Source organism: Pseudomonas sp. SWI36, assembly GCF_002948105.1.
Taxonomy (GTDB): domain Bacteria; phylum Pseudomonadota; class Gammaproteobacteria; order Pseudomonadales; family Pseudomonadaceae; genus Aquipseudomonas; species Aquipseudomonas alloputida.
Genome location: NZ_CP026675.1, coordinates 3230659 through 3252822, shown reverse-complemented (window position 1 = coordinate 3252822; position 22164 = coordinate 3230659). Strand labels below are relative to the sequence as shown.

Genomic DNA, 22164 nt, shown 5'->3' with positions numbered 1-22164 from the left:
GGGCTTGCCCGCGAAGAGGCCGGTACTGCCCATAAAAGTTTCAGCGCCCGCTGCGCCGCTCTGCCCGCGCCACCCGCTGCGCTTCTTCGTGCGCCTCATGCAGCACCTCCTGCACATACAAAATGTGCCGGCTGGACACCTCTCGCGCATCCTCCGCCCTGCCCTCGACAATCGCCAGGTACAGTTCCCGGTGCTGGCTGATCAGCATGTCCCGGGTTTCGGTGCGCTGCTGGTACATGCCGCCGATGTTGGTCACCACGTTGCGCTTGAGCAGGTCGAACAGCCCCCGGATGGTGTGCAGCAACACCGCGTTATGACTGGCCTCGGCGATCGCCAGGTGGAAGCGCGCATCAGCCGCGCCCTCTTCCGCACGGGTCACCTCATCGACCCTGGCATAGCAATCCTGCAGCGCATCGAAGGCCGCCTTCAACCGTGCCCGGTCCGGCTCGGTGGCACGCTGGGCAGCGTAATAGGCGCAGGACGCCTCCAGGGTATGGCGGAACTCGAGCAGGTCACGCTGCGCTTCGGCACTGTGCTCGAGCAACTGCAGCAACGGGTCGCTGAAGGTGGACCCCAAAGACTCCGCCACAAAATTGCCCCCGCCCTGACGGCTGACCAATAGCCCCTTGGCCACCAGCTTCTGGATCGCCTCGCGCAGTGACGGGCGGGACACACCAAACTGCTCGGCCAGGACGCGCTCGGCCGGCAGCCGCTGCCCCGAGGTCAGCGTGCCTTCCAGAATCATCCCTTCCAGCCGATCGACAATGTCGTCGGACAGGCGCCGTTGGCGTACCTGATCAAAAACCATCACATGCTCTCCACAAACCCCCGGCAAATTTCAGGGGGTGTCTATTCTCGCCGATCCAGGCCACGCAAACACCCATCAAGCCGCGATTTTCCCAGCACATCAGATGCCCGCTCATCGGTACGCGACCAAAGTTTTGCACAGGACAAATTGACACACCCACGGCAGCGCTTTTAACCTAGCGCCCAGTCATTGTAAATTGGTCTTACCAATTATCCAATGCCAGTGCCTGACCAACAACAATTAGGGGCCACCCCATATGCAAACCTGGCAACAACTCTATAGCCCGCTTGGTAGTCTTGGCCTGTCCGCACTGGCGGCGGTCATCCCTATCGTGTTCTTCTTCCTGGCCCTCGCCGTGTTCCGCCTCAAGGGCCACGTAGCGGGCAGCATCACCCTCGCGCTGTCGATCCTGGTGGCGATCTTCGCCTTCCAGATGCCTGTCGACATGGCCCTCGCCGCCGCGGGTTACGGCTTCCTCTATGGCCTCTGGCCAATTGCCTGGATCATCGTTGCCGCGGTGTTCCTGTACAAACTCACGGTCAAGAGCGGCCAGTTCGAAGTGATCCGCAGCTCGGTGCTGTCGATTACCGACGACCAGCGCCTGCAAGTGCTGCTGATCGGCTTCTGCTTCGGCGCCTTCCTCGAAGGTGCGGCAGGCTTTGGCGCACCGGTGGCCATCACGGCCGCACTGCTGGTGGGCCTGGGCTTCAACCCGCTGTACGCTGCCGGCCTGTGCCTGATCGCCAACACCGCGCCAGTGGCCTTCGGCGCCCTGGGCATCCCGATCATCGTGGCCGGCCAGGTCACCGGTATCGACGCCTTCCACATCGGCGCCATGACCGGCCGCCAGCTGCCGCTGCTGTCGCTGTTCGTGCCGTTCTGGCTGGTGTTCATGATGGATGGCCTGCGTGGCGTGAAGGAAACCTGGCCTGCCGCCCTGGTCGCCGGCCTGAGCTTTGCCGTCACCCAGTACTTCACCTCGAACTTCATCGGCCCGGAACTGCCAGACATCACCTCGGCCCTGGCCAGCCTGATCTGCCTCACCCTGTTCCTGAAAGTCTGGCAGCCCAAGCGTGCGTTCAGCGAGGCCAAAGGCAGTGTCGGCGCAGCCGTTGTGCAGCCAAGCGGCAGCCAGCCTAGCCCGTACAGCTTTGGCGAGATCTTCAAGGCCTGGTCGCCGTTCCTGATCCTCACCGTGCTGGTCACCATCTGGACCCTGAAGCCGTTCAAGGCGGCTTTCGCTCCGGGCGGCGCGATGTACAACTTCGTGTTCAACTTCGCCATCCCGCACCTCGACCAGCTGGTGATCAAGACCGCACCGATCGTTGCCGCGCCGACCGCCATGCCAGCGGTGTTCAAGCTGGACCCGATCTCCGCCACCGGCACCGCGATCTTCCTTTCGGCGCTGATCTCGATGGCGGTGCTGAAGATCAACTTCAAAACTGGTCTTACCACTTTCAAAGAAACCTTCTGGGAACTGCGCTGGCCGATTCTGTCGATCGGCATGGTGTTGGCCTTCGCCTTCGTCACCAACTACTCGGGCATGTCCTCGACCATGGCCCTGGTGCTGGCCGGTACCGGCGCCGCGTTCCCGTTCTTCTCGCCGTTCCTCGGCTGGCTGGGCGTGTTCCTGACCGGCTCGGACACCTCGTCCAACGCCCTGTTCAGCTCGCTGCAGGCCACCACCGCGCACCAGATCGGGGTCAACGACACCCTGCTGGTGGCAGCCAACACCAGCGGCGGCGTAACCGGCAAGATGATCTCGCCGCAATCGATCGCCGTGGCCTGCGCCGCTACCGGCCTGGTCGGCAAGGAATCCGACCTGTTCCGCTTTACCGTCAAGCACAGCCTGTTCTTCGCCACCATCGTCGGCCTGATCACCCTGGTCCAGGCTTACTGGCTGACCGGCATGCTGGTTCATCACTAAAGTGAAAGGGGCCGGGCGCCGTCGCGCGCCCGGCACTCCCACAAGCAACGCTGCGAGAATCCATGATCATTTCTGCCTCTACCGACTATCGCGCCGCGGCCCAACGCAAGCTGCCCCCCTTCCTGTTCCACTACGCTGACGGCGGCGCCTACGCCGAGCACACCCTGCGCCACAACGTCTCGGACCTGGCCGGCATCGCCCTGCGCCAGCGCGTGCTGAACAACATGTCCGAGCTCAGCCTGGAAACCAAGCTGTTCGACGAAACCCTGAGCATGCCGGTGGCCTTGGCCCCGGTCGGCCTCACCGGCATGTACGCCCGCCGTGGCGAAGTGCAGGCCGCGCGTGCAGCGGCGGCCCACGGCATCCCGTTCACGATGTCGACTGTGTCGGTGTGCCCGATCGAAGAAGTGGCGCCCGCCATCAACCGGCCAATGTGGTTCCAGCTGTATGTACTCAAGGACCGCGGCTTCATGCGTAATGCCCTGGAGCGGGCCAAGGCCGCCGGCGTCAAGACCCTGGTGTTCACCGTGGACATGCCCGTACCCGGTGCCCGCTACCGCGACGCCCACTCTGGCATGAGCGGCAAGAACGGCCCGCTGCGCCGCGTGCTGCAAGCCATGACTCACCCCGAGTGGGCATGGGACGTGGGCGTGATGGGCCGCCCGCATGACCTGGGCAACATCTCCAAATACCGTGGCAACCCCACCGGCCTTGCCGACTACATCGGCTGGCTGGGCAACAACTTCGACCCGTCCATTTCCTGGAAAGACCTGGAGTGGATCCGCGAGTTCTGGGACGGCCCGATGATCATCAAGGGTATTCTCGATGCCGATGACGCCCGCGATGCGGTCAAGTTCGGTGCCGACGGTATCGTGGTGTCCAACCACGGCGGCCGCCAGCTCGACGGCGTGCTGTCCAGCGCCCGTGCCCTGCCGGCCATTGCCGACGCGGTCAAAGGCGACCTGAAGATCCTGGCCGACTCGGGCATTCGCAGTGGCCTGGACGTAGTGCGCATGATCGCCCTGGGTGCCGACACCGTACTGATCGGCCGCGCCTTCCTCTACGCCCTTGCCGTGCATGGCCAGGCCGGCGTGAAAAACCTGCTTGAGCTGTTCGAAAAGGAAATGCGCGTGGCCATGGTGCTGACCGGTGCCAAGTCGATCAGCGAGATCACCCGCGACTCGCTGGTACGCGAACTGGGCGCCTGAACGCCTGCAAGAACCACCGCCTGAATGACCCGGGGCATGTAGCGCACAGACGCCACAGCCCCGCGAGGAGACTGCATGAGCCTGCCCGCCGCGTTCCTGCGTGATGCCGAGCGCCTGATCCCCGCCGAACGCCGCTTCGACGACCCCACCTCCACCCTGGCCTTCGGCACCGACGCCAGCTTCTACCGCTTGATCCCCAAGCTGGTGGTGCGCGTCGAGTCCGAGGACGAAGTGGTCGGCCTGATCAAACTGGCCCAGCGCGAGCGGGTGCCGGTCACCTTCCGCGCTGCCGGCACCAGCCTGTCTGGCCAGGCCATCAGCGACTCGGTGCTGATCGTGCTCGGCGATAACTGGAACGGCCGCGAAATCCGTCGCCAGGGCGAGCAGATTCGCCTGCAACCCGGCGTGATCGGCGCCCAGGCCAACGCCTGGCTGGCCCCCTTCGGGCGCAAGATCGGCCCCGACCCGGCCTCGATCAACGCCTGCAAGATCGGCGGCATCGTCGCCAACAACGCCAGTGGCATGTGCTGCGGCACCGCGCAGAACACCTACCACACCCTGGCGGGCCTGCGCCTGGTGCTGGCCGACGGCACCCGCCTGGACAGCGAAGACCCGGCCAGCGTCGCCGCCTTCGAAAGCAGCCACGCCGATCTGCTGGAAGCACTGGCCCGCCTGGGCCGCGAAACCCGCGCCAACACCGCGCTGGCCGAACGCATCCGGCACAAATACAGGCTGAAGAACACCACGGGCCTGTCGCTGAACGCACTGGTAGACTACGACCAGCCGCTGGACATCCTGCAGCACCTGCTGGTCGGCTCGGAAGGCACGCTGGGCTTCATCAGCGCCGTCACGTACGACACCGTGCCCGACCACCCGCACAAGGCCAGCGCCCTGCTGGTGTTCCCCAGCGTCGAAAGCTGCTGCCGCGCGGTACCCGTGCTCAAGCAGCAGCCGGTCTCGGCCGTGGAACTGCTCGACCGCCGCAGCCTGCGCTCGGTGCAGAACATGCCCGGCATGCCGCTGTGGGTAAAAGGCCTGTCGGACAATGCCTGCGCCCTGCTGATCGAATCCCGCGCCGCCAGCCAGAGCCTGCTGCACGAGCAACTGCAGCAGATCATGGCCTCGATCGCCGACTTCCCGCTGGAACAGCAGGTGGACTTCAGCGAAGACCCGGCCGTGTACAACCAGCTGTGGAAAATCCGCAAGGACACTTTCCCCGCCGTCGGTGCCGTGCGCCAGACCGGCACCACGGTCATCATCGAAGACGTGACCTTCCCCGTCGAGCAACTGGCCGAAGGCGTCAACCGCCTGATCCAGCTGTTCGACAAGCATCACTATGACGAAGCGATCATTTTCGGCCACGCGCTGGAAGGCAACCTGCACTTCGTCTTTACCCAAGGTTTCAACAGCGCCGAAGAAGTCGCCCGTTACCAGGCGTTCATGGACGACGTGGCGCAGCTGGTGGCGGTGGAGTTTGGCGGCTCGCTCAAGGCCGAACACGGTACCGGGCGCAACATGGCGCCCTTCGTGGAGCTGGAGTGGGGGCACGACGCCTACCAGCTGATGTGGAAGCTCAAGCGCCTGCTCGACCCCAACGGCATCCTCAACCCTGACGTGGTGTTGAGCGACGACCCGGATATCCACCTGAAAAACCTCAAGCCGCTGCCTGCCGCCGACGAAATTGTCGACAAGTGCATCGAGTGCGGCTTCTGCGAACCGGTGTGCCCGTCCAAGGGCCTGACCCTCAGCCCGCGCCAGCGCATCGTCATGTGGCGTGACATCCAGGCCAAGCAGCGCGCCGGCATCGATACCCGCGCACTGATGCAAAGCTACCAGTACCAGGGCATCGACACCTGCGCCGCTACCGGCCTGTGCGCCCAGCGCTGCCCGGTCGGCATCAACACCGGCGAGCTGGTGAAGAAACTGCGCAGCCAGGCCGCCGACCACGCTAAAACCGCCAACTGGCTGGCCGAGCATTTCCACACTGCCCTAAGCGGTGCGCGCCTGACCCTGACCGCCGCCAACACCGCACGCAAGCTGCTAGGCGCCCCGCGCCTGGGCCGCCTGAGCGCTTCGCTGAGCAAAGCCAGCAAAGGCCGCCTGCCCCAATGGACCCCGGCCATGCCGCAACCGCTGCGCCCCCTGGCCTTCGGCGCCACCAGCAACGACGCCCGCCCCCGCGTGGTGTACCTGGCTGCCTGCGTTTCCCGGGTAATGGGCCCGGCCTATGCCGACCGCGAGCAAAGCTCGCTGCTGGACAAAACCCGCGCCCTGCTGGAAAAGGCCGGTTACCAGGTGGTGTTCCCCGACAACGCCGACAGCCTGTGCTGCGGCCAGCCGTTCGCCTCCAAGGGCTACCCCGAGCAGGCCGAACACAAACGCCAGGAACTGATCACCGCCCTGCTGCACGCCAGCCGCGGTGGCCTCGACCCGATCTACTGCGACACCAGCCCCTGCACCCTGCGCCTGGTGCAGGACCTGGGCGACACCCGGCTGGACCTGTACGACCCAGTGCGCTTCATCCGCACCCACCTGCTTGACCGACTGGAGTTCACCCCCCAGGACGAACCGGTAGCCGTGCACGTGACCTGCAGCACCCAGCACTTGGGCGAAAGCCAGGCCTTGATCGACCTGGCGCGGCGTTGCAGCAAACAGGTGGTGATCCCGGAAGGCATTCATTGCTGCGGGTTTGCCGGTGACAAAGGCTTCACCACCCCCGAGCTGAACGCCCACTCGCTGCGCAGCCTGAAGGACGCCGTGCAGTATTGCAGCGAAGGTATTTCCACCAGCCGCACCTGCGAGATTGGCCTGTCGAGCCACAGCGGCATCGACTACCACGGCCTGGTCTACCTGGTGGACCGCGTCACCCGGCCACGCAGCCTCTAACGCGTTGATATAGGTGGGGAGCGCTGTGTAGGAGCGGGTTTACCCGCGAAGAGGCCGGCCCTGCTGGCCAATCTCTACCCGCCGCTCACCGTCGCAGCCACCACCGCATTCGCGGGTAAATCCGCTCCTACACCGATTGGTGGTGCCCACACATCGGTGGTTGTACACAGCCCCCCCGTAGGAGCGGGTTTACCCGCGAAGAGGCCGGCCCTGCTGGCCAATCTCTACCCGTCGTCCACCGTCGCAGCCACCACCGCATTCGCGGGTAAACCCGCCCCTACACCGATTGGTGGTGCCCACACAACGGTGGTTATACACAGCCCCCCCCCCGTAGGAGCGGGTTCACCCGCGAAGAGGCCGGCCCTGCTGACCAATCCCCACCCGCCGTCCACCGTCGCAGCCACCACCGCATTCGCGGGTAAACCCGCCCCTACACCGATTGGTGGTGCCCACATCGGTGGTTATACACAGCCCCCCCGTAGGAGCGGGTTTACCCGCGAAGAGGCCAGCCCTGCTGGCAAATCTCTACCCGTCGTCCACCGTCGCAGCCACCACCGCATTCGCGGGTAAACCCGCCCCTACACCGATTGGTGGTGCCCACACATCGGTGGTTATACACAGCCCGCCGTATCCGCGGGTTCACCCGCGAACACCGGCAACGCCGGTGCCATCCCCACCTCAATATCGCCCCGCCACATCCCGATGGAACCCCCGCCAATCCCCCGCAGTCCACCTTACAGGCCCACCTTCCAGAGGCCCCAGAGGAGACACCCATGAAAGGTACCGCACTTTCGGCCCTGTTCGCGGCCGCCACCCTGCTGGCTTCGCCGGTGTTCGCCGCCGATGACCTCTGCGCCGCCAACCTGCAAAAGATCGACGACAGCATGGCCACCGCCGGCGCCACTTCCGAAGGCCTGGACAAAGCCATCACCGAGCACGTCGACAAAGCCAAGGCCGCCCAGGCCTCGGGCGATACCAAGGAATGCATTGCCATTACCAGCAAGGTCCTGGAGCGCCTGGAAAAAACCGAGAAAGGCAGCGGCAGCAGCAGCGGCGGCGCGTAAGCCCAAAAGCGGGCGACTGGACCGGCTGTCGACGTCGCCCGCGCAATGGCGTATACTCCGTCCTACGCGCCGTAAGGTGCGTTAGCCAAGAGCTAGTGCGGGGCCGATTAGGATTCGACGCCGGTAGCGAAACTCTAGGTGCATGCCGAGTTGGTAACAGAACTCGTAAATCCACTGTTGCAACTTCTATAGTTGCCAATGACGAAACCTACGGCGAGGAATCCTACGCTCTCGCAGCGTAAGTGACCTTTGCTTCTGGTAGCTTCGGCTCCAGCAATCACTAGGGGATGCCTGTAAACCCGAAATGATTGTCATACAGAACAGGATCGTCGCGTAGCACGTTGTGGGCGAAGTGACTAAAACTTACACAACTCATCCAAAGCACCCTGCCCGTCGGGCGGCTGCGGATTAAATCAGTAGACACGGCTAAGCATGTAGTACCGACAGCGGAGTACTGGCGGACGGGGGTTCAAATCCCCCCGGCTCCACCAAATCCAAAAAGAAGACGCCCTCGGGCGTCTTTTTTTGTGCCTGGCATTTGGGCGCTGCGGGTCGAAAAGTTCGGATTTATCCCCTTTCTTGTAGGGCGTTTCCCAAAGATACTGCCTGCGCCTGTTTTCCGTTGCACACGTTAAATACGGTCTCTAGTCTCGACGTGTCGTTGGCATTCAACGACCGGGTTTAGCCGCCCGCTTTCGTCAGACAACACAGCCGTGCAATTCCGAGCAATCGGCATTGGCGCTTTATGGCGGCTGTGCGTGGGGCACCTTCGGGTGCGCCGGGTGCCTGACGTCCCGGTCGGCTAACCCGCGTACAGCTGCCACCTTACTGTTTAGCCGCGGAGGGTGGTTGCTTCACTACGACAGGAGCCACGCCATGCTAAAGATAGTCCCCGACCCACCCCACCACCTCCACTCCCTGGAAGACACGATCATGATGGCCTCGGACTACGCGCTCTGTGCAGAAGCCGTAGCCCAGCAGGCAATACTGATGCAGCCCAAGTCACCCGCATCGGTTTTGATCATGGCCTCGATGCACGAGCTTGAAACCCTGCGGCGGCTACTCGAATCCGCGCTGACGCAAATACAGCAAACAGCCAACCCGCAACCGATGCATTGATTCGCAGACCGAGCGGAAAAACTGTGGGAGCCCGGCTTACCGGCGCATCAGCAGAACCAGGGAGATTTAACAATGACAACCGAAGACACCCAATGCACAGTTGGTAAAACCATCTTCTTTCAAGGCGAAAACCAGACCCACCCACTGTTCCGCATCGAAGCCGGCATTCCTTGCCAAAACGCTCGCGAGCAGGCCTCGGAACTGATGGGCTACGCACGGGACCTGACCATCGACGGGCTGATGGAAGACAAGCCCAAACTGATCTGGGCGGCGCACTATCTCTGTGCTTTGGGCAAAGCGCTACTGGATGATGCAGAACTCGGCATGATGCGTTGAATCACGCACCGCGATGCTTAAAGGGGTCAGCGTCAGCCGCTTGGCCCCGTCACTCCGATCGATCGGTCGCGGTAGGGATGGCCGTTACCTGCCCCCCGCACAGATCCGTACGTTCGGAACTACCACATACGGCTCCTGCCTCAGGTACGTGACGCGAAGCGTTCCCCTAGGTGAGGATGAGCAGTTCTGAGGCTTGGTATGTAAAGGTCGGCTTGGCGTCTATAGCGCGCCCACTGAAGCCTGCTCTTCTGGCTTCGTCGCTTGAGGGCTTGCCGCCATAAGCGACAGCCGCGCCCCCACCTTATAGCCAAGCCATTCTGAGGTTTCATCCATTCCTATGTCCGATGGTGTTAAACGCCATTCCGACGTCCAAAACCGTCCACATCAGGATGTGGCACTCGATACGCCTTCCTACATTGTTACGTTGGCGATTGAGCGGCGTCGAGAAGGCGCAGTTTCTGATCCAACCTATGCAACGCTACTGGATCCTTCTTCAGCTGGCATTCCCAGATGATTAGGACATTCCAGCCCGCAGATTCAAGCGCTTCGACATTGGCAAGATCTCTCATGACGTTCTTTTGCAATTTCTCGCTCCAAAATTCTGGGCGTGTCTTCGGAGTTGTTGCGAAGGCGCAACCTGGATGGCGGTGCCAGAAACAGCCATGGACGAAGATGCAGACCTTCAAACGAGTGAGCACAAGATCGGGCCTACCCGGGAGATCCTTCCGATGTATCCGATAGCGATAACCCCGGCTATGCAGGAAGCGCCTGACGATCATCTCCGGCACGGTATCCTTACCCCGGATAGCGGACATCATCTTGGAACGGGTATCCGGGTCGACTATGTCCATATCTGCTCCAAAAAGGCGAGATTTTCAGCGATCACCTATAGGCTGCGGCCGGCGACTGTGGCACACCAAATCATCGATCATCTGGCGCTTATACAGCAGCGACTCCGCTCAAGCCAAGATCACGGATATGAGTATTCTGGTCGGGCCCTTGCGCTCGGCCTATACTGTATCTATATACAGCACTCATGGCGTTTTATACCATGCCATCAGGCGATCGGCCAAAAACGCTTCACATTCATTCCAATAGGGATAGAATAGTGACATTTCGTCACAGTTTTGACCCAGAGGGGTACTCAATGGATTTTCTTGATAATGAGCAACCTTCCACCTATGCCGACGTCTCTGCCACTGCAGATCGGTCCGGAAACCACGCAGGCAGTGATTTAGCGCTACTACACAAGCTACTCGAGATTTATGACCAAGGTTTCCTCGCAGAAATACTGAATGAAGCCAGCCCAGGCCATTGGTGCCGTGAAACAATCAACCGCTGGTACAAAGGCAAAGCATCTCCTAAGCTTTCATATGTTGATCACAAGCGGTTGAGCGAGCTTCTTCCGCGCAGGGTCGAAGGCAAGCGAACGTTTACCTTCATCGATCTTTTTGCCGGGATTGGCGGGATCCGTAAGGGCTTCGAAGCGATCGGGGGGGAATGCCTGTTCACCTCCGAATGGAACAAGTATGCGGTCCGAACCTACAAGGCCAACCATTACTGCGATCCGATTCGCCATCGTTTCAACCTGGACATCAGGTCCGTGACCCTCTCAGACAAGCCTGAGATCAGCGACGAGGAGGCCTACCGCAATATAGATCGCGAAATCCCAGACCACGATGTACTACTTGCCGGCTTTCCTTGCCAGCCATTCTCACTAGCGGGCGTATCTAAAAAGAACTCTCTAGGTCGCAAGCACGGATTCGAGTGTGAAACCCAAGGCACCCTGTTTTTCGATGTTGCTCGAATCATCGCAGCCAAGCGCCCAGCTGCGTTTTTGCTCGAGAACGTGAAGAATCTCAAAAGCCACGACAAGGGCAATACTTTCCGCATCATCTGCGAAACGCTGGATGAGCTCGGTTACGAGGTCGCTGATGTTAACGCACCTAAGGGCACAGACCCGAAGGTAATTGATGCGGCGAAGTTTTTGCCGCAACACCGTGAGCGGATCGTCTTAGTCGGTTTCAGAAGGGATCTGAATGTCCATCAAGGATTCACACTGAAGGACATCGTAAAATACCAGCCAGCGCAACTGCCCTCGTTTGGCGACCTTCTTGATAAGGAAGTAGACAGCAAGTACATCCTTACGCCAAAACTCTGGGAGTACCTTTACACGTACGCTCAAAAGCACAGGGAAAAAGGTAACGGTTTCGGCTTCGGATTAACGGGTCCAAACGATGTAGCGCGGACGCTATCTGCACGCTACCATAAGGACGGATCCGAGATTTTGGTTGATCGTGGTTTTTCGGAAAAGCTGGAATTCCATAGCGAACTTAACCAGATGAACCGCCCACGTCGTCTGACTCCTCACGAATGCGCCCGGCTAATGGGGTTCGACAAACCTGGTGAAAGCACCTTTATCATTCCCGTGTCTGACACGCAGGCGTACCGCCAGTTCGGCAACTCCGTAGCGGTACCAGTTTTCGAAGCGGTCGCACGAATGATGGAGGAACGCATTCTGGCAGCCAAGGGGAAAGTCCAAGATATAGAGAGGTCACAGCTGGAAATGGCTCTTACCAGCTGAAAATCATAGGTCAAGCATCCTCGATTTTCGAGTACCTAAAGCTAAGAGGCAGGCTCAATTCGAGCGCCTCTTTGGCTCATTCGTAAGCGTAGTCTCAAGCCCACCCCAAGGCCTCTCGCCTCAACGACGAAACTTTCAAGGATCATCAGCCTTTCACTTGGCTACGGCAGTTATTTTTTGAGCACCGGCCTAGGGCACTACCGCGCATTTTCTTTTTTGCAAATCAGCCCACCTCACAGTTATTCACTTATTTTTCTATTTTCAAGGCTCTGAGCTGGTCATCGTTGCATGGCTCATTCAACCTACCCTGTAGCAAGAGGCAAATACGCTTGGCTATTTCCTCCCGCTTGGCAAGGAACGACAGTGACGTAAATTCAGATAATAGCATCGGCTTGTATTTTGGCTTCGTCTTACCATTAACGCTAGTATGAGTAGGCGAGCTTTCAGATGAACGCGCTAAAATCCTACCAATTTCTCTTTCATTAATCGTCATCCCCACCACCATGGCTTGGTCTCGCACATCGTAGTTGGATACCAAGTAGGATGACCCTACATTCGTATTCCAATAAGGTTTAACCACAATAGCGTGAAGTCCCTTTATGCCGACCCTCGCAAGATCGCGGAGCATATATCCTTCGCCGACATTCAGTCCAAACTTCAGGGGACCGGGCTCTCCGTACGGGAACTTATGCTTTACTTCCAAAGCCCAGATTTGTCCACCAATAATAATAACCCTATCAATATTCCAGACACTTTTGAACCACGGCTGAATCCCCCAATTGACCAGAAGTCGCGGCAATGCTACACGTTCTTTAAGATACTTTCCATGACTCTCCTTCAAGTACCCCCAGAAGGCTCCGAGCTGACGCTGTCTGTTACGCACACTCTCAACAACCTCATAGCGTTGACAGTGCTCATGCCCCAGTCCCCCAACAAGTTCTTCAAGCGGCATCCATTTTATTGGCTGTCCCGCCTGAAAGATCCCAGCCTTGAAGCTCACTGACGAATCACACCACTTAAGCAAATAAACATTAAAGCCTTTCGACAGTGTGCGGAGGTACCTTCCCAAACCCTCCCCCATTGTACGCGCCCAGACAAAAGCATGCGCATTGCCAAAATTTTTCGGATCCCTAGTAATGAATGTTTCCACATCGAGCAGTATTGCAGAATCCCCCTCAACCACCTTAGGGATGTGCTCGATAATTTGGTCAAAAATACTCTCAACCACCATACCTTCGGCAATACTATGCTTATCCTGCGCCAGGATGTCGTACACTGTTTGCGGATTATCCAGATCAAGGTCAGCGATAAGCCCAAGTGGCGTTTGCATGATTCAGCTTCCGATAATCTGTTTAGTCTTACTGATGTACTGATCAAGACTTTGTAACCATTGCTGCTGGGCCAGACTGTAACTGCCAAACAAGCTACCGGGAATCACAAGCTGAAGATTATGAGCCTGCATTTCGTTCGTCTGGTGGAGACTAATCCCAGGCTCTAGGGTAAACAGGTGCTTGACCCTGATACGCGCTGCCTCGGTCAGAACCTGACGCCAACGGTCCTTGCAGGTTGATTTGGAGGCGAGCATCATCAGCCTGTTATCTGGGTACAACGGATCGAGGTAGGCTCGCTGTCCTGGAAATAGGAAGTCTGCAGTAGCTCGATTCTCAGTCTGAACCTGCCTGCCAAATGGTATCTGATGCGCGGTAAAGATAGCCGCAAGGTGGTGCTCGAGAGCATAGCCAACACGAGACTTTCTTCGGTTTTGAACACTTAGGGAGACCCGGATAAAGTGCTCGACACTCTCAAAACCACTATTCAGCTGAATCTGGACAAGGTGGCGTTCCAGTGTGCGGAATAGCATTTCCTCGTGCTCCATCCACGCCATCAGAACAGCATCGGCCGAGCCAAAACTGTTCACATTCTGGGGGCAGGTTTCTCGGGCAAATTGGCTGAATATTGCAGTAGTAGGAAAACTGGGACCAAAACGCTCAAGCAGTACTCCAAGCCAGTTTTCATCACCACCAATAGGCTCAAGCCCAAGCTCCTCAAGGATCATCGCTTCGATGATGCTGACCTGCCGTGCCCCCTGTACCTCCTGAGTCTGGAAGCGATCACTGGATACGTGGCCGATGCCAAACAGCCAACGCAGCTGCCTCTCGCTTGTCGAACCATGGGGCGTGACGATTATCATCACCGTGTTGTCAGGCTTGACTGCGACTATGCAGAAGTCCGTCTCGTTCATCTTTAGCGTAACGGGATTATCCGGGTAGTAAAGGCGATACTCAGGGCCTCGATGTGGCTGATGACGCCGGGCATCGTACCAAGTCAGCTGCCCGGCGGCACGAAGCGGTTCTTCTGCACCGTCACCGAAATAGAGGAACACACCACGCAGGAATACAGAAACATGACCAGGCTGGCCTAGAATGCTTGCGAAGGCATTCGACCCGATTTCATGCTGGTTGGAGTTTCGCGTTGCATCAACGCGAGACAAGTATTTGGTAGCGATGCCAGTGAAGTGATGACGGAGTGACTCCATGGGTATTTCCTTATTTTCTATTCAACAGCTTGGCCATATGCCAACGGAACGCTGCTGGATCTACTCTCAGTGTAATGTCGGCAGCCTGCAGGATTTTCCTGCCATGAAGAACTGCCAGAGACTTGTTTGCAGAGATGGCAGCAACTGAATCTGGGACGAACACCTTCAGATCATCACCTACACCGAACAGGCCCGCATCGAATGCCCAGTGGTGATTTCTGCAGAGCGCGATGCCATTGCGAACGTCGTCAGTCCCCTTCTCGGACCGTGGAACCACGTGTGCAGCCTCCACTCCATAGAGGCCAGCCGGTGCCAGAAACCCTACCTTGCAAATTGCGCAGCGATTACCGTACTGCATCAGAACACTTTTTCTGAACGCCAGAGAGCGGGCAAATTTCTTGACTACAGATACGTTGATATCCGGGACATCCTCGAAAAGCGAGAACGCCGATGCTTGCCTTTCCCTCTCCTGCTCAAGAGCTTCTTCCAGCTCCTGAGCGAAGGACTCAGGCACCTTCAGAATATCTAGAGCCCCCCAGCGACGCTTTCCCGTGAGCTTTAGTGCAGCAGCATGTTGAATGGAATTTTGAGGCAGCAGCTCAAGCCGGTATACATCGCAGGAGTCTAACCTTCTCTGAAGCAGCAAAATATCACCTGCACGCGCAGAGCCCAGCAAAGGCATCAGCGCAAAAGTTATCCTGTGCTCCCTTTTGAGACCACCCCAGGATTGAACTTGATAACGGGTTTCAACCTCACCAAGGCTGACACCAGCGGCATATAGGTGAGCCGTCAGCGGAATAGCTATGGATGGCTTTTCCTTGCATGGCTGACCTTGGATTGCTGGGAGGTACTGCTGAATAGGTATAGGCACAACCAGTCCGGACTGATGCCCACAAGCCTGCCCCGTGTCGTTTTTCGCAAGTACTTTAAAAAAAGGATGGTCCCATGCGGATGACTTATCGAGCATGAGTCGGTGCCCGTTTAACTTTTCTGGTGCGACAGCAGAATGATCCGCCCTGGGGAGAGAGATGCGAATAAACGCTTTCCATGCGTGCGGCTCTTGCTAGCTATTGAAGTGCGCAGGATAGCCATCATGTGCCACTATCGACAACCAGAACACTTATGGTATGCGGGCCCTCTATCAAATACGCACCCAGCTCTGTCCTCCCATACGCCGCCGCCCACGTAGAATCGGCATGAGCGTTGAGCATGTCATGCCTCAGACCTGAAGAAACGTATTCAGTTACCACGTTAGGACTCGATGCAGCACATTCGGGAGGAGCTCGAAACCCTGCGCCGATTACTCGAATCAGCGCTGGTGCAAATACAGCTAGCCAACCAATCCGCAACCGATGCATTGATTCGCATACCGAGCAAGCCTGTACCAGCCCGGCTGACCACTGCATCGGCAAAACCAGGGAGATCGAACAATGACAACCGAAGACACGAAATGCACTGTCGGTAAAACCATCTTCTTTCAAGGTGAAAAGCAGAGCCTCCCACTGTTCCGCATCGAAGCCGGCATTCCTTGCCAAAACGCCCGCGAACAGGCCTCTGAACTGATGGGCTACGCGCTTGACCTGACCATCGACGGGCTGATGGAAGATAAACCGAAGCTGTTCTGTGCAGCGCACTACCTCTGTGCCCTGGGGCAAAGCGCTACTGGATGATACCGATCTCGGCATGATGCGTTGAAGCTTGCAAGGCAGTTTTCGCCCGCAACCCGTGGGAGTATCTGTCTTGCGCTCCCAACCGGCCATTACGCACTCCTGTATGGGCCGCTTTGAGGGCGAAAGGGGGGGAGCAGGCATTTCGCAGCACTGAACCACCGCGAACCAACCGAGTAACCAAAGCCCGCCCCCATCCACCCTCACCCGCCTTACCAGCTATAACTCACCTTCGCCGTCACCTCCCGCCCCGGGTTGTAGTAATTCGCCGTCCCCGACCCCACCACATGTTGCTCGTCAAACAGGTTGCTCACATTCAGCGCCAGGTCGGTTCCTTTGGCGATCTTGTAGTTCAGCGCCGCATCAAACAACGTGGTCCCATCGCTCTTCTTGGTATTGGCAGCATCCATGTAGTACGCCCCCACATACCGCGCGCCCAGGCCGACGCTCACGTCAGTGCCAGGTATGTCGTAGTAGCTCCACAGCGATGCGGTGTGTTTGGGCGCAGTGGTGAATTCATTGCCCTTCAAGGAAGAGCCGTCATACAGCGACCCGCGCAGCACTTCGGACTCCATGTAGGAGTAAGCACCAATCACGCTGATGTCTTGCGTGACTTGTGCCTTGGCTTCCAGGTCAAGGCCTCGCACGCGTGACTCGCCCACCGTCTGCTGCTCGATGATGCCGCTTGGCAACACCACGGCAATGGTGACGTTCTCCTGGGTCAGGTCGTAAACAGCGGCGGAGAAGAGTGCGTCCATGCCCATGGGCGAATACTTGATGCCCACTTCGTATTGCTTGCCGGTCTGCGGGGTAACGCCTACTTGCGGGGGCGAGACGGACTCCACCATGCTCACGTAGGTCGACACTTCATCGTTGACGATATAGGTCAGTGCCGCGCGGTAGGAGGTTTCGGAGAAGTTGTCCTTTTCCGTCTGCTCGCCACCGATGTATTCCTTGCTCGACAGGTCCATCGAGTCATTGCGCACGCCTGCGGTCGCGATGACGCGGTCAAAGAACGACAGGTTCTGCTGCAGGAAAACCGCCTTGGTGGTGGCGTCATTCTTTTTGCGGGTATAGGGCGTGATGCCGCCGGGCACGCCGGTGAATACCGGGTTGGCGATGTCGATGGAAGGCGCCAGGCCGTAGACCGAGCTCTGTTTGGTCGTCGAGTCGAGGTACTCGACGCCCACCAGCGTGCTGCTGTCGATGTGCTCGAACTGCGCATCGTACTGCAGCATCAAGTTGCCATTGAGCTGGTCGGCATCGCTGTCGGTGCCGAAAACGTAACGCGGAATGGTGGTGCCAACACGCGAGGCGTTGTCGCTCAGGTAGACATAGCCGAAGTCATCGGTCAGCTCGCTGTAGCGCAGGTTGCTGCGCAGGGTGAAGCCGTTGTCGAAGTCGTGGGTAATGTTGCCGCTGAGGCTGGTGCGCTCGACATCGTGGAAGTTGTAGCCGGGCTCGCCGTAGAAGTCGCTGCGGTCGTACTCCTTGTCCAGCGGGTAGCCACCGCTGTTCGGCGAGCTGTTGGTCTTCAGGTAATCCAGCACCACCGTGGCCGAGGTGAAGTCGGTTGGCGCCCAGGTCAGGCCGCCCATCACGAAGCGGTTGTCGTCCTGGGAGTGGTCGTACTCGCGGTCGCTGTTCTGCATCTTGGCCGTGAAGCGGCCGGCCAGGGTTTGTTCGTCGTTCAGCGCATCGCCTACATCAATCCCGGTTTCGGCATGGTCATAGGAGCCGTAGGTCACGTAGCCTTGGCCAAACTTCTCGAAGCGCGGTTGCTTGGTCACGAAGTTGACCGAGCCACCCGGGTCTGCCGGGCCGAACAGGGTGGAGTTGGCACCCCGCAGAATTTCGATACGCTCGTAGGCGTAAGGGTCTTCGCGCACACCGCGCATCGAGCTGAGGGTCAGGCCGTCTCGGTAGGTGGTGGCCTGGAAGCCGCGGATCAGGAAGTAGTCGTTGCGGTCGTCCGAACCGTAGTAGTCGCTGACCACGCCGGGGGTGTACTGCAGCGCCTCTTCGGTGGTGCTGACGCTGCGCTGCTGCATTTCCTTGTTGGTCACCACAGACACGGACGCGGGCGTGTTGAGGATGCTGGTCGCCACCTTGCCCCCAACCCACAGCTCCTTGGCAACCACCGAGTTGGCGTCATCGTCGGCGCTGGCCTTGACCTTGGCATTGATGATGACAGGCGCCAGGCGGTAGTCCTCGGTCGCGCCCAGCTCCAGCGGGCCGGCAGGCTTTGCCTGGGGGATGACCAGGTAGGCGTTCGGGCCCTGCTGCTCGACCTGCAAGTCGGTACCCTGCAACAGCGTCGACAGTGCTGCCGATGGCGCCAGGCTGCCCTGCACGCCTTGGGTCGTGCGATTTGCCACGCTCTGCGCATCGAAGGATAGGCTGATCCCTGCCTGACGGGCAAAGCGGTCCAGCGCCGGCGCCAATGGGCCGCCAGGGATATTCCACTGCTGCATCTGGGTGTTCTGATCAGCGCCCGAGGTTTGCGCCAGCGACGGCAATGCATAGCTGCTCACTACCAAACCCAGAATTGCTGCGTGCAAGGCACGATTCAATGGATGGCGCTGTGGTACCGGTGTCGAACTCATTCTCTAGCTCCGTGGAGGGTCGGCAACTGGCCTGTATTCCGGCCTTATCCACAGGCCGAACGAGAATGAGAAATCACCTCATTTATTTTCGATGCTGAGCAATTCCATCGTGCTATCACGTCAATTTCGGTAAAGTCCGCAGCCCCATGGAACCCTGGAGCAACTAGAAATGGACTTCATCGCAGTTATCAGCCAGTACGCGGGCACCCTGAGCTGGTTCGTCCCGCTCGTCATACTCCTGATGGTACTCAAGCAGCCCGCGACCAAGGGGTATCTTGGCGAGCTGCTGGTGCGCTACTTCGTCTGGCTGAAGCTGGACGAGCAGGTCTATCGCAGCCTGCACAACATCACCCTGGATACCCCGGACGGCACCACGCAGATTGATCATGTGTTCATCTCGGTGTACGGCATTTTCGTGCTGGAAACCAAAAACATGAGCGGCTGGATCTTCGGCAGTGAAAAGCAGGCGCAGTGGACGCAGAAACTCTACAAGCGCACTTTCAAGTTCCAGAACCCGTTGCGGCAGAACTACAAGCACCTCAAGGCGCTGGAGGCAACGTTGGGCGTCGACGCCACGCACCTGCATTCGGTCATCACCTTCGTGGGTGACAGCACGTTCAAGACCGCAATGCCGGCCAACGTCACCCAAGGCAGCAAATTCATTCGTTACATGAAGTCGTACGAGGAAGCGGTTTTCAGCGAGGCCGAAGTCGACGCCATGTTAGAAGCCCTGCAGGCCGGACGCCGCGCGCCGACGCTTGCCACCCATCGCGAGCATGTGCAAAACCTCAAGCGCCGCAGCGACCCGACAGCCGAGCGGCAATGCCCGAAATGCGGCAGCGCCCTGCTGGTTCGGAGCTACAAGTCGGGCACCAAGGCCGGCCAGCAATTCTGGGGCTGCTCGGCATTTCCCAAATGCCGAATCATGCAAAGTCTCTGAGGCAGCCTTTCACGCCGTAGGGTCAGCCCCGCCCCCCCTCCTGACCGAGGCCTCCCTTCTCCCGCCTCACGTAAACCCTGCGCACCAGCCGCTGGTTACGCGCCGCGAGCCGCTCCCGAATGAGCAAAGTCTGTGGCCTATCAGCGGCCACCATCCCACTGCGCAAGCCACGCCAATCAAGGCATCCAATTGAATGATCAGGCGCGAACCACCTGCTGCGCAGTGGCTATTTGCCAACATTGCGCTCTTGTAATTCACGTGTCAAAAAGTTGATACGCCAGCATTTTTGATACAGAATTAAAAAAAGGATGCAGTTTAGCGTATTTCAGTATGCTTTAACCGAGTGCAGGGAATGGACGAATACACAACCGCCGGTGCGCACATACCGCCCATCGACTCGCTGGACCTCACGGCACACGGCGTCCTTGGTCATTTCGCGAAATCGTCGCGCAATGCCCAGCTGGTGAAGTTTCTGGTGAGCATGGACCGCCTGGACCGCTGGACGGTGGACTTCGAAGAGGATGCCTCGACGCATCAGTTCGAGATCCAGTTGCTGATGCAGGAGCTGCAGTCGTTCGTCCGGGCCTATGCACGCGTCCTGCATCAGGTTCCACAGGCATTTGCCGAGTTGCTGGCCCACCTCACCTCTTCGCGCTGCATGTACCTAACTCGTTATGTCGCGCAACACAACGACGCGTTTAGCGGTGCGCTGGCGCCGCTGCTGGCTGGCGACCTGTCGCAACTCGCTGACCTCACGGTATTTCGCCGCCGGCTGGATGCCTTCAGCAAAGCTCACCTGCTCAGCGAGATTTTCTCTGCCGAGCGGCTGCGCGAGATTTCACAGATCATGGAGAGTTACGCAGATGTATGACGGACGACTGAACCCTGTCGCTGTGGCGGTGGGCAAATCTGTGGGCAAGCGCGCGGTGATGGGTGGTGTGCTGGGTGCCTGGCTATTGCTGGCCGGGCCGGCATTCGCCGCCACCAGCAGCCTGGGCTCCTCGTCGAGTACGCTGCTCTCGGAGCAAAGCTCCGTGGTGGCCGAGGCCATCAAGGCCGATGCGCAGGACTGCGCCGACGGCACCAAGCAGGGGACGATCGGTGCCTCCATCAACGACGCGTTGAGAATCCATACTGAACTGGCTGCCGCAACGCCCAATGTCGAGTCGCTATTCAGCGCCACCGCGGATTGCTTTGGGGGCCTGGGCAGCCTGTTCGATCTCTCCGGCTCGATCCCGAGCCTGGGCTCCATTTTCGCGGCAGCCCAGCAAGCGGTATTGAAATACGCGCAGAAGAAGGTCTGTACGGCGATACAGCAGGTTTCTTCGATGGTCACCAGTCCCATCAACCAGGCGATCGGCAAGGTCAGCAGCGGCACTTCACTGGCGGACCTGAACGGGCTGACCAATGGCTTGGTCAGCAAGGGCATGAGTACACTCGACCCGGAACTGGGTAGCAGTTACCACAGCACACCCGCCGGCTACGAGGCCACCTACACCGTCGACGTCAACCCGTTCAACTACGTCCAGACTGACTTCGGCGGCGGCGCCAGCACTGGTAACGGTACTGGCACCACCACCAGCAGTGCAGCCACCACCCGCACCGTGGCGCCCGCAGCGAGCACCTCATCTTCGAGAACTTCGAGCAATACCAGCCGTTCGTCGTCCGGGTCAGCCAGCGGGTCGTCCGGCTCGGCTGCAGGCCTGTTCAACTAAGGGGGCTGGAGATGAAGAAAGTCGCGGCAGTTCTGGCCGTTGGCCTAGGCCTGGGCGCTACGGCGCTTCCGGCCCAAGCACTGACCTGGGCTTCGGTGCTGACATTCATCAGCACCATGCAGAGCGAGATGAGTGCCTGGTCGGTGACCGTCAAGCAGACCGCGTTGTCCGCCAACGTGATCTCGCAAATGGACAACGATTCGAAAAAGCAGCTTGCCAACGCAGTTGGCGCCATCGAGATGTCCGACCGGGCGATGGCGGCCGTGACCTCGTTCGACTCCGCGGTGGGGCAACCGGTCACCAGCAAGTGCATTGCCCAGCAGCAGGGCAAGCTGATGGTCGAAGCGGTGTCACAGCGTGACAAGGACGCAGCGCGGCTGATGGCAACCTATTCCTCGCAACGGGTGGGCTCCAGGGCAGTGGCCGACCGTGAGACCCTGGCCATGCACCGCGACAACTACTGCAGCGTGTCCGAAGCCAGGCAGGGCATGTGCACGCTCAACGCCAACGGCATGCAGGGCTGGGATGTGGACTACGCCGGGCCGTTCAGCGAAATGACCCTCGCCCCGGAAGGCGAGACCGCAGCGTATGCATACACCGCCATGATCACGGATCAACGTGCGGAAGCATACATCGACTGCACCACGGTCGCCTGCAATGCTGCCCAGTCGCAGCAACTCGCCGCCTCGGCCATGACCGCGATGGCTGCCAACTCTCTCGTAGGGCAAGTGACGGACCGTCGCGTGCCAATGCTCACAGGGCAGTGAT

At 59.2% G+C, this 22164-nt stretch carries 17 protein-coding genes, 1 other RNA gene and 1 pseudogene; 13 read left to right on the top strand and 6 right to left on the bottom strand.

The features are described from left to right. Positions 1 to 40 precede the first annotated feature (40 nt). The gene (locus C4Q27_RS15545) at positions 41 to 808 is read right to left on the bottom strand and encodes an FCD domain-containing protein (RefSeq protein WP_010955371.1); all 768 of its coding nucleotides are present in this window, start codon (positions 806 to 808) and stop codon (positions 41 to 43) included. A 256-nt stretch (positions 809 to 1064) separates the two neighbouring features. On the opposite strand from C4Q27_RS15545, the gene C4Q27_RS15540 reads away from it, so the two are divergent. From C4Q27_RS15540 to C4Q27_RS15500, 7 genes are all read left to right on the top strand, one after another. After that, positions 1065 to 2735: a lactate permease LctP family transporter gene (locus C4Q27_RS15540; RefSeq protein ID WP_010955372.1), complete on the top strand. Its 1671-nt coding sequence runs from the start codon at positions 1065 to 1067 to the stop codon at positions 2733 to 2735. A gap of 62 nt (positions 2736 to 2797) precedes the next feature. Continuing rightward, complete coding sequence (gene lldD, locus C4Q27_RS15535) at positions 2798 to 3943, top strand: FMN-dependent L-lactate dehydrogenase LldD (protein WP_003249907.1); 1146 nt, start codon at positions 2798 to 2800, stop codon at positions 3941 to 3943. 75 nt (positions 3944 to 4018) lie between these two features. Beyond that, positions 4019 to 6829, top strand: a complete 2811-nt coding sequence (locus C4Q27_RS15530; RefSeq protein WP_104887040.1) for an FAD-binding and (Fe-S)-binding domain-containing protein — start codon at positions 4019 to 4021, stop codon at positions 6827 to 6829. Between the two features lie 773 nt (positions 6830 to 7602). After that, a complete protein-coding gene (locus C4Q27_RS15515; protein WP_004576166.1) occupies positions 7603 to 7893 on the top strand; it encodes a hypothetical protein in 291 nt (96 codons plus the stop codon). 99 nt (positions 7894 to 7992) lie between these two features. Continuing rightward, positions 7993 to 8384, top strand: a transfer-messenger RNA (tmRNA) gene (gene ssrA / locus C4Q27_RS15510). A 385-nt stretch (positions 8385 to 8769) separates the two neighbouring features. Next, complete coding sequence (locus C4Q27_RS15505) at positions 8770 to 9012, top strand: hypothetical protein (RefSeq protein ID WP_003249899.1); 243 nt, start codon at positions 8770 to 8772, stop codon at positions 9010 to 9012. A 72-nt stretch (positions 9013 to 9084) separates the two neighbouring features. Further along, on the top strand, positions 9085 to 9348 hold the full coding sequence (locus tag C4Q27_RS15500) for a DUF3077 domain-containing protein (RefSeq protein WP_003249898.1): 264 nt from the start codon (positions 9085 to 9087) through the stop codon (positions 9346 to 9348). 419 nt (positions 9349 to 9767) lie between these two features. On the opposite strand, the gene C4Q27_RS15490 is transcribed toward C4Q27_RS15500, so the two are convergent. Beyond that, entirely contained in the window at positions 9768 to 10199 is a 432-nt protein-coding gene (locus C4Q27_RS15490; RefSeq protein WP_104887038.1) for a very short patch repair endonuclease, read from the bottom strand. Positions 10200 to 10495: 296 nt separating this feature from the next. Here C4Q27_RS15490 and dcm point away from each other — a divergent pair, with 296 nt between their 5' ends. After that, a complete protein-coding gene (dcm, locus tag C4Q27_RS15485) occupies positions 10496 to 11932 on the top strand; it encodes a DNA (cytosine-5-)-methyltransferase (RefSeq protein WP_104887037.1) in 1437 nt (478 codons plus the stop codon). A gap of 247 nt (positions 11933 to 12179) precedes the next feature. Here dcm and C4Q27_RS15480 read toward each other — a convergent pair whose 3' ends face one another. From C4Q27_RS15480 to C4Q27_RS15470, 3 genes are read right to left on the bottom strand one after another with little or no spacing between them, the layout of a single operon-like run. Next, entirely contained in the window at positions 12180 to 13262 is a 1083-nt protein-coding gene (locus C4Q27_RS15480) for a hypothetical protein (protein WP_104887036.1), read from the bottom strand. 3 nt (positions 13263 to 13265) lie between these two features. After that, positions 13266 to 14468: a type II restriction endonuclease gene (locus C4Q27_RS15475; RefSeq protein WP_104887035.1), complete on the bottom strand. Its 1203-nt coding sequence runs from the start codon at positions 14466 to 14468 to the stop codon at positions 13266 to 13268. A 10-nt stretch (positions 14469 to 14478) separates the two neighbouring features. Beyond that, a complete protein-coding gene (locus C4Q27_RS15470) occupies positions 14479 to 15435 on the bottom strand; it encodes an HNH endonuclease (protein ID WP_104887034.1) in 957 nt (318 codons plus the stop codon). A 463-nt stretch (positions 15436 to 15898) separates the two neighbouring features. Between C4Q27_RS15470 and C4Q27_RS15465 the strand changes: the two are divergent. Then, a pseudogene (locus tag C4Q27_RS15465) lies at positions 15899 to 16163 on the top strand (DUF3077 domain-containing protein). A 184-nt stretch (positions 16164 to 16347) separates the two neighbouring features. Here the strand turns inward: C4Q27_RS15465 and C4Q27_RS15460 are convergent. After that, positions 16348 to 18741 (bottom strand): TonB-dependent siderophore receptor, encoded by a 2394-nt coding sequence (locus C4Q27_RS15460; RefSeq protein ID WP_104887033.1) that lies wholly within the window; start codon positions 18739 to 18741, stop codon positions 16348 to 16350. A gap of 169 nt (positions 18742 to 18910) precedes the next feature. Here C4Q27_RS15460 and C4Q27_RS15455 point away from each other — a divergent pair, with 169 nt between their 5' ends. The 4 genes from C4Q27_RS15455 (at position 18911) to C4Q27_RS15440 (ending at position 22163) form a co-directional block, all read left to right on the top strand. Beyond that, a complete protein-coding gene (locus tag C4Q27_RS15455; RefSeq protein ID WP_104887032.1) occupies positions 18911 to 19681 on the top strand; it encodes a nuclease-related domain-containing protein in 771 nt (256 codons plus the stop codon). Positions 19682 to 20033: 352 nt separating this feature from the next. Then, a complete protein-coding gene (locus tag C4Q27_RS15450) occupies positions 20034 to 20552 on the top strand; it encodes a hypothetical protein (RefSeq protein ID WP_064490866.1) in 519 nt (172 codons plus the stop codon). Continuing rightward, positions 20545 to 21396, top strand: a complete 852-nt coding sequence (locus C4Q27_RS15445; protein ID WP_064490865.1) for a hypothetical protein — start codon at positions 20545 to 20547, stop codon at positions 21394 to 21396. The genes C4Q27_RS15450 and C4Q27_RS15445 overlap by 8 nt, the downstream gene beginning before the upstream one ends. An 11-nt stretch (positions 21397 to 21407) precedes the next feature. Next, positions 21408 to 22163 carry a hypothetical protein gene (locus C4Q27_RS15440; RefSeq protein ID WP_014592436.1) on the top strand — a complete coding sequence of 252 codons (756 nt, stop codon included), beginning with the start codon at positions 21408 to 21410 and terminating at the stop codon, positions 22161 to 22163. Position 22164 lies beyond the last annotated feature (1 nt).